Origin of the sequence: Bifidobacterium sp. M0399, assembly GCF_016100595.1 — a bacterium.
Lineage (GTDB): Bacteria > Actinomycetota > Actinomycetes > Actinomycetales > Bifidobacteriaceae > Bombiscardovia > Bombiscardovia polysaccharolytica.
Genome location: NZ_JACFSD010000005.1, coordinates 1 through 8,122 on the forward strand (window position 1 = coordinate 1; position 8,122 = coordinate 8,122).

At 56.1% G+C, this 8,122-nt stretch carries 6 protein-coding genes; 4 read left to right on the plus strand and 2 right to left on the minus strand.

Annotation, left to right across the window (positions count from 1 at the left end; all coding sequences use genetic code 11):
• Positions 1–208 precede the first annotated feature (208 nt).
• The 4 genes from H3V09_RS08790 to H3V09_RS08805 are packed head-to-tail and all read left to right on the plus strand — an operon-like array spanning position 209 to position 4,711.
• Entirely contained in the window at positions 209–940 is a 732-nt protein-coding gene (locus H3V09_RS08790) for an ABC transporter ATP-binding protein (RefSeq protein ID WP_029676375.1), read from the plus strand.
• A complete protein-coding gene (locus H3V09_RS08795) occupies positions 937–2,973 on the plus strand; it encodes an ABC transporter permease (RefSeq protein ID WP_033512067.1) in 2,037 nt (678 codons plus the stop codon). The genes H3V09_RS08790 and H3V09_RS08795 overlap by 4 nt, the downstream gene beginning before the upstream one ends.
• 44 nt (positions 2,974–3,017) lie before the next feature.
• Positions 3,018–3,560 carry an ABC transporter transmembrane domain-containing protein gene (locus tag H3V09_RS08800; protein ID WP_198199054.1) on the plus strand — a complete coding sequence of 181 codons (543 nt, stop codon included), beginning with the start codon at positions 3,018–3,020 and terminating at the stop codon, positions 3,558–3,560.
• Positions 3,551–4,711 (plus strand): ABC transporter ATP-binding protein, encoded by a 1,161-nt coding sequence (locus tag H3V09_RS08805; RefSeq protein WP_015021178.1) that lies wholly within the window; start codon positions 3,551–3,553, stop codon positions 4,709–4,711. Before H3V09_RS08800 ends, H3V09_RS08805 begins: the two co-directional genes overlap by 10 nt.
• A 121-nt stretch (positions 4,712–4,832) precedes the next feature.
• On the opposite strand, the gene H3V09_RS08810 is transcribed toward H3V09_RS08805, so the two are convergent.
• Together H3V09_RS08810 and H3V09_RS08815 are read right to left on the minus strand one after the other, a co-directional pair.
• Positions 4,833–5,429: a recombinase family protein gene (locus H3V09_RS08810; protein WP_015021179.1), complete on the minus strand. Its 597-nt coding sequence runs from the start codon at positions 5,427–5,429 to the stop codon at positions 4,833–4,835.
• 1,405 nt (positions 5,430–6,834) lie between these two features.
• Complete coding sequence (locus H3V09_RS08815; RefSeq protein ID WP_046322234.1) at positions 6,835–7,590, minus strand: Sir2 family NAD-dependent protein deacetylase; 756 nt, start codon at positions 7,588–7,590, stop codon at positions 6,835–6,837.
• Positions 7,591–8,122 lie beyond the last annotated feature (532 nt).

Here is an 8,122-nt window from a genome sequence, read left to right on the forward strand (position 1 = left end):
CAGATACCCCAACACCACACTCTGACCAACACACAACCAAACCCACACACAGAACCTAAAACAACGCGTTTAGTTCCTATAGGCCGACTTTTAACCGTCACGCAAGCAATACTTGTATTGCGTCTCAGTGTAAAGTTCGCTGTAGCTTTTCGCGTTGTGGATTCGTATGGTGCTCGGGGTTTCGTCGGGCTGTGGATTGGGGTTGGGTATGGCTGGTGAGTTTCTGTCCCTTGAGGGTGTCTCCTATCATTACGGTTCGGGCGGGGCCGGCATCACCGACGTGTCCCTGCAATGCCCGCCTGGGTCGTGGACGGCGATCATGGGGCCCTCGGGCGCGGGCAAGTCGACCCTGCTGAATTGCGCCTCGGGCCTGCTGCCGGTCGACCAGGGCTTGGTGCACATCGGGCAGCATGACCTGGCCCGGATGGGAGAGGCCGACCTGACACGTGTCAGGCGTGACCTGATCGGGTTCGTGTTTCAGGACTACAACCTCGTCGAAGCGTTCACATGCCTGCAGAACGTGATGCTGTCCTTCCTCTTCGGCGGGCCGCGCATCGAGGTCGACGACGCCGTGCGGGCCCTGCAGGCGGTGGGTCTGGATGGTTTCGCCGACGTCTATCCCTCGGACATGTCGGGCGGGCAGCGGCAGCGTGTGGCGGTGGCCAGGGCTTTGGCCTCGAGGCCCTCGGTCGTCTTTGCCGACGAGCCGACGGGCGCCCTGGACACCGCCGGCTCCCAGCTGGTGCTGGACGCCTTCGGCCAGGTGGCGGCGCGGGGGTCCACGGTGCTGATGGTGACCCACGACCCGGATGTGGCGGCCCGTGCTGGCAGCACCGTGTTCCTGGTCGACGGCCGCATCCACTCGGTGTGGTCGGGCTGCACGGCCGAGCAGCTGGCCATGCACCTGGCCGAGACCACGTTGAGCGGGGCCGACCGGTGAGCGCGGGCATGGCCTCCCCGGCCCAGCAGGCGAGCCGACCCTGGCGCAAGCGGCCAACAAGGGCCAGCCTGTCCTTCTCCCTGGTCAGGGCCCACCGCTCCTCCTACTGGATCATGTGCCTGGCCGTGTTCGCCGCCACGACCCTGTCCTGCGCGACCCTGCAGGCACGTCAGGCGGGCCTGGCCTACGACGGCCTGCACGGCCTGGAGGGCCTGAACGCCTACCACCGCATTCTGACCAAGGCCTACTACGACCTGGCATTGAACACTGTGTCGCTGATCGCGCTGGTGTTCTGCCTGCTGGTGACGGTGTTCCTGGTCCTGTCATCGGTGTCCTTCCTGGTCCAGGAAAGGCGCCGGGAATACGGCCTGATGCGGCTCAACGGCGCCTCGGGCAAACAGGTCGTGGCCATGGCCCTGCGAGAGTTCTCCCTGCCCCTGGCCCTGGCCGACGCCGCGGGATGCCTGGCCGGATCCCTGCTGACCGTTCCTGTGGGCATGGCCTTCATAAGGGCCATGGGCACCACGGACATCGACCTGCTCTTCCACCCCAGGGCCCGCCTGTGGGTGGCGGCCGTGGCCTTCGCCCTGATGATGGCGGTCTGCCTGCTGGGCGTGTGGCTGGCCACGCGCAGGTTCGGGGCCGAGACCCCCCTGAAGCTGATGACACAACCGGCCGTCAAGGACAAAAAGGCCAGCCGGTTGCGGATCGTATGCTCCCTGGCCCTGTTCCTAGCCTCTATCACGGTCGCCTTCATGCCGGTCGACCGCTCGGAGTTCTACGACCGGCTGCTGGGCTTGATCGTCCTACTGATAATCACCGTGTACGTGGCCGCCCCCCTGCTGGTCCCCCCGGTAGCATCCCTGCTGGGCCTGCTGGCCGAAAAAACCGCGGCCGGACCGGGCCTGCTGGCCCGGCAACGGGTCCGCAGGGGCAGGGCAGGCGCCACGGCCATAGCGTTGCCGGCCATGATGGCGCTGACCATTCTGGTCTCCTTCATCCTCATCATGCAGGCGGGCCGCATGAGCTCGGTGGTGCTCAGCATCGAGCCCATGAAGGCCGACGTGGTGGCCTCCTCGGACGACCTGTCCCAGGCCGGCAGGATCTCGCGCACGCTGCAGGGGCTCGGACGGGAGGTCGGCACAGCCGACATCTACCAGACCCAGCAATGGGTCCTGACCGACAAGCACGGAAACATCCAGATGGACACCTTCCCCCAGGTCACCTGGGCCCAGGCCCGTGACCTGGCCGACCCCAGCCACAAGGACACCGCCCCCAAGGTGCTCCAGGGCAGCCTGGCCGACCTGGGCGCCGGCAAGGTGGCCATAAGCAGAGCATACGACAACCAGCGCAAGCCGGGCGACACGATCACCCTCATCGACCGCCACGACAAAAGACACCAGGTCCAGGTCGTGGCCGTCATCGAGCCGCCCAAGACCACCCCCCACGTGAACATGGACATGCTCACGACCGAGGATGGCCTGCCCAGGGAGGGCGAGAACGGCCGACTGTACGCCTTCATCACCGCCCGCGACCACACCCAGGCCGACGACATAGCCCAACAGATAAGGGACACCACCCACAAGATCACCGCCTTGAACAGGCAGGACTTCATCGACGACTACATCAAGACCAGCATCAAGGAGCAGCAGGGAACACCGCTCATGATAGCCGGCGGCACCATCCTGGCCCTGATATTCCTCGTCCAATCTATAGCCATAGGAATCAGCGAACGACGCATGCAGAACCGGCGCCTCAACCAGATGGGCGTCACCCGCGGCGCCCTCGCCTGGTCAGCGGCCATCGAGACCACACTCGACGTCACCGCCGGCATCATCCTCTCCCTCGTCGCCGTGGCCATCACCGAGGCATCCGTGGCGATAAGCTTCGTCCGGGACGGGGTCGGCATACAACACACACCCATCATCGCAGACATCTTCCTACCCATGTCCCTCCTGCTCCTGGCCGTCGCCATAGCCACCACCATCCTCTGCACACGCCTCACCCACAAGAACCAACCCACAAAACACTAGAGGCCAGGCCAACCATGAACTTTATCCACGTCGTCAGGAAATACATGCCGGGGCACATTCTTGCATACACGGCAAGCCTTCTGCTGGGAATCCTCGCACAAGCGGTCGTCCTGCTGCAACCACAGCTCAGCGGAGCCCTCATAGACGGCGTGCAACAACACAAAGCAATCGTATTAATCGCGGTGCAATTGGGAATACTGTTCATTCTTGGCGCTGTATTGACAGCAATCCAGCAAGCCATACTAGGCACAATAGGGGAGAAATCATTATATTCCATTCGCAACAGCATGGTCGACAAGTTTTTCCGGATGAGTTTGCTTGATAGGGAACAGAAACCTCCGGCCTGGTATTCGCAAAGAGTTTCCAATGATGCCGCTTTGATAAAGTCGGTTCCATCGCAATTCCTCTCACTGGTGCAAGGAATAATCCTGATTGTAGGTTCAGGGGTGTGCCTTGTGTGGCTTGACCCCATTTTCTTTGTGATAGTTCTCATTCCTGCAGGTTTTTCAATATCACTTATGCTTATTGCAACTAAGCCGGTAAAAAAAAACTGCAGAACAATCTGCAGAATGCAACAATGGACATGACCTCGACTGTGCAGGAAGCCGCCGCTTCCATGAGAACACTTGAAGCCTATAACTCTATCGACCCGGAAAAAAACAAGATATATGCCATAACAGGGCAGGCTTTTGCCTCCGGGAGGAAACTTGTTTGGTTATACAGCAGTTTTGCGCCTGTCAACCAGATTTTGTCAAAGCTGGGAAACATAGTCGCCATCCTATACGGAGCATATCAAGTTGCGTGTGGACAGATGGAATTCACATCGCTAGTCATGTTCTTGATGTACTTTTCCTACTTCTCAACAGCGATCAATTCAATAGTGTCTGCTATAGGGCAGATGCAACAAGCCATAGTCGGAAGCCAACGAGTGGATGAATTCTTTACGGTGAAAGAACAGCAAGACGATTCAGCAGGAACGGTGCTTAGCCTAACAAAGGCTCCAAAAGTGACTTTCAAGGAAATCAACCATAGGTATATCGACCAAACAGAGAATTCGCTAACCAATGTTAGTTTTACCGCTCCTCCAGGGAAAATAACGGCACTGGTTGGAGAATCAGGCGGCGGAAAAACAACATGCTTGAGCTTAGTCGAACGGTTCTTCCAGCCCACCAATGGGCAAGTAACCGTCGATGGTTCCGATCTCGCTGGCCTTCACATGGAGAAGTTGAGAAAAGACATCGCGTATGTGGAACAAGACCCCTGTATCCTGACGGGAACCATCAGAGACAACATACTACTTGGGAACAACACGGCAACAGATGATGAAATATCTCAGGTGCTTAAACGTGTCGGCCTCGAACTCGACGGCGTATCAGATGCACAGCTCCTGGATAGGGAAGTGGGCCAGTCTGGTTTAGCCTTGTCGGGCGGTCAAAAGCAAAGAATTGCCCTGGCCCGTGCCTTGATTAGAATGCCCAAGCTTTTACTCATGGATGAGCCGACATCCAACTTAGACGGTCTGGCTGAGGAGACTATTGCCAAACTTATTCGACAGAGATTCGGAAACACAACAGTTCTATATTCAGCCCATCGCCTCTCACTTATTCTTGAAGCCGATTGGATTGTCGTTATCAAGAACGGTAGGGTCCTGGATGAAGGCAACCATGAAGAGTTGCTGGGTAGATGCGACTACTACAAGCAACTGATTGCTTCACAGGAACAGCACACCACCAAGTGAAAGGTTTCAATCTGCCTTAAACACATCTGCTGCAATTGGTTTTATCAGTTCTATAGACCAGAATTACTCCCTGAAGCACACCAACGTCCAAATATTTCACTTCTCACAGATGATATTCTTTTCACTCGTTATCATTTAATGAATCATATCCGTTAAGTTGTTCAGTGCCATCAGATTTAATCGTCTTGTATATCGTTCCTCGGGAGACATTAAAGCGCTGCGCAATCTCCTGGACTGTAACGCTCCTGGACTCGTAGAGCTGCCGAACCATGGACTTATCGCTCTTGCTCAGCTTGGGACGCCGCCCACCAACCCTTCCCCGTGACCGGGCAGCCTTCAGACCGGCGGTGGTTCGCTCACGGATTAGGTCACGCTCAAACTGGGCCATGGCGGCGAACACGTTGAACACCAGGACGCCACCAGGAGTGGTTGTGTCCATCTGCTCGGTCAGAGATTTGAAGCCAACACCCATATCCTGCAGACGGTTCATGATATCGACCAGGTTCTGGACGCTGCGCCCCAGTCGGTCGAGTTTCCATACCACCAGCACGTCACCCTCTCGCAAAACATCAAACATACGGTCGAGTTCAGGACGGCTGGCCTTGGCTCCTGAAGCGTGATCAACATAGCATCGATCACACCCGTCAGCCTTCAAAGCATCGACCTGCAGGTCCTCGTTCTGGTCCAGGGTGCTGACCCTGGCATACCCAATCAGCATGCGCAAGCCCCTCCCCCATATGGATACGCCGAATCCTTACCCGTATACGGTCCCTCCTTGGGACAGATACGCTCGTCAAATATCTGCTTGCCATAGGTAAAAATAACCAGTGAGAAAACGCCACATACGATCCACCACAACACATTCCTGCTCTGAGGGAAATCGGATATCCTCGAATCATTGCGCCACAGCCAATATGCCATAATGCCCCCGAGGAGCATATACGGCCATGTTCGCAAGAACCATCTGAGATTCAGGGCTCCCCTGCACCAATCCCAGGAATAGTATCCAAGAGCCACATCTTCTACCAGAGACATAGCTATTATCAACCAAGACACATCAGCCGACAACGCCACCCCCGTGTCATCAAAACCATTAACGCGGACAGATAAAGCAGGTGTCCGCCACAAACAACCATCAACACATCCCGACTGTTCCCTAAAGGATCTTCTTCAGGTCGTCGATAAAAAAGAATCCAAAGGACGGCAAGCAAGCCGGCCAACATCAGCCACATCGCTATCCCATTCAGCGGCTGAATCTTTCCCCCGACTACACCAGGCACTATCGACACAGCTACAAGCGCTATATACAAAGACAGCCAGACCTGTACACATTTGCGTACCAGTTTTTTCAGACCATATTGCCGAAGCGCATCGCGACTCCATGAGTGTTTCAAAACCCGTCCTTCCGTCCATCAAATTGTACATTGATTTTTAGACGAGTTTTGAAACACTCAATTCAACAAAAAGAATCAAATTCTCCAGGAATCACCATTTGTTCCAAAAACGGTCCTTTTCCCGCTGGCGAGAAGCGCCGGTGCTTTCCCCGATGAATTTGGACTCGTGATCTTGTCTTTCAGGCGAGTTTCAGCTCGGCTATTACACGTTTAATCTACTTGGTGACTATCAGAGATTTAGATTCTATATTGGAAGCGTCGGAGCTCTGTTGGGACAAGGCGTTTCAGGATTAGGCTCTACTAAAAGTATGCTATCGGGGATGAAAAGGCTCCGCTGGGATGTATGGCTGGAAGCCAGCGGGGTACCCACTGATCATTGTGGCGTGGCCATGGGTGTTTTGGAGCAAAGAATCGACTCTGCCGGTGCTGATAAGGGCATGTCCAGGGCATCATACTTTGCTCGGGCGGGAAGACTTTGGCTTCCGGAGTTGATTCGTTGTCCTTCTTCTGGGGCAGAGGTTCGCTTCCTGATGCAGAGTATCCGCGTGATAGGAGTGCCGGGGTTCCAAAACGACGCTGACAGGGGACCGGTACAAGTGGAGTCTGTCTGTAGTGAGACGGAAGACGGCTCAAGGATTGCCATAGTGGGCCCTGCAGGTTCTTGCAGGGCCCATCAGAAACCTGCAGATCGCGGATCTGTTCCAGTAATTGCGCGGAGCGATTGGGGAATCATCCTTGTCCGGCGATGGTTTTGTCGACGAGTTTGGGCAGTGCCTCTTCGATAGGTTCGTGGATGAGTCGGGTTGCCAGGGAATCGTATTGGGTCGAGCCCATGTTCATGATGGTGATTGGCACGCCCGCCTGGGCTGCCACCGGCACCAGCGAAGCTGCTGGATACACTTCCAAGGTGGAGCCAATCACCCAGAACTGATCGGCCTGGCTGGCCAGCCTCATGCTCTTCTCCATGGCTCCTTCGGGCAGGGCTTGACCGAAGTAGACCACATCAGTCTTGATGATGCCGTTGCATGGCATGTTGCCTTGGTAGGGCATGGGCTTGTGGCAGTGTGGATCGGGTTCCTGATCAAGCTTGGCCATGATGTCGGCCGTCCGATATGCCTGACCGCACTTCATGCAATGGGAGCTGCCGATGGTCCCGTGAAGGTTGACGATGACATCCTCGGAGTTGCCGGCTTTCTCGTGGAGGGCATCGAAGTTCTGCGTAGCCAGCAGGTTCAGCATGCCTGCCTGCTCCAGCCTGGCCAGCGCCTTGTGCGCTACTCCGGGCTGGGCCTTCCAGACTGGTGACTCCTTCTGCCACCGCCATGAATACTCCCGCTGCTTCCGGTCACTCATGAACAGGTCCAAGTCATAAACGTTCATCTGATCGGGATGCTTGGTCCAAACCCCGTCAGGCCCGCGAAAATCCGGTATGCCGGCGGAAGTCGAGATTCCCGCCCCGGTCAGTACTGCAATTGTTGTGCTCATACACCCGTCTTACCATCCGTCAACAGAATCCATGACTCGTAGACCAACATAGTGCGCGAACATACATCTATGTCAACATTCATATTCGTAGGCTGTGGATGACTGGCGGTCGAGAACGGAAGGTGAACTCCGCATTGGATACAGCCGACTATGAGCAGAGTTCAAAAGGACTATGAAGGGACTAAGCCGACACGCCAATGGCGCTGGGAACCGATCGTCACTTTGTGAATAAAATGTGTGCATGAAGCCGTGGCGGTGCGCTGAAGTCCAACTTCGCGACGTCTAAAGTTAAAAAGGGACATGCAACGACACGCCGTCTGAGGGCTTGTTATAGCTTGTTTTGAGGGTCTTTTCGGAGGGGCCGGGTTGCGTTTTGCTCGGCTCGTGGTAAGTTTATCTCTTGCTGCTCAACACGGCGGTTCTTCTTCCGAGAGGAAGCTGAACGCTTGTTGGTGTGGTGGTGGTTTGAGAACTCAAGAGCGTGTTTGTGCTACTTATAGCTTTTTGATTGCCAGTCCGATGCCCGCCCGGC

Coding starts and splice junctions, on each gene's coding strand:
- H3V09_RS08815 (WP_046322234.1), bottom strand. CDS start 7,590: ATGAGCACAACAATTGCAGTACTGACCGGGGCGGGAATCTCGACTTCC.
- H3V09_RS08790 (WP_029676375.1), top strand. CDS start 209: ATGGCTGGTGAGTTTCTGTCCCTTGAGGGTGTCTCCTATCATTACGGT.
- H3V09_RS08805 (WP_015021178.1), top strand. CDS start 3,551: ATGGACATGACCTCGACTGTGCAGGAAGCCGCCGCTTCCATGAGAACA.
- H3V09_RS08810 (WP_015021179.1), bottom strand. CDS start 5,429: ATGCTGATTGGGTATGCCAGGGTCAGCACCCTGGACCAGAACGAGGAC.
- H3V09_RS08800 (WP_198199054.1), top strand. CDS start 3,018: ATGCCGGGGCACATTCTTGCATACACGGCAAGCCTTCTGCTGGGAATC.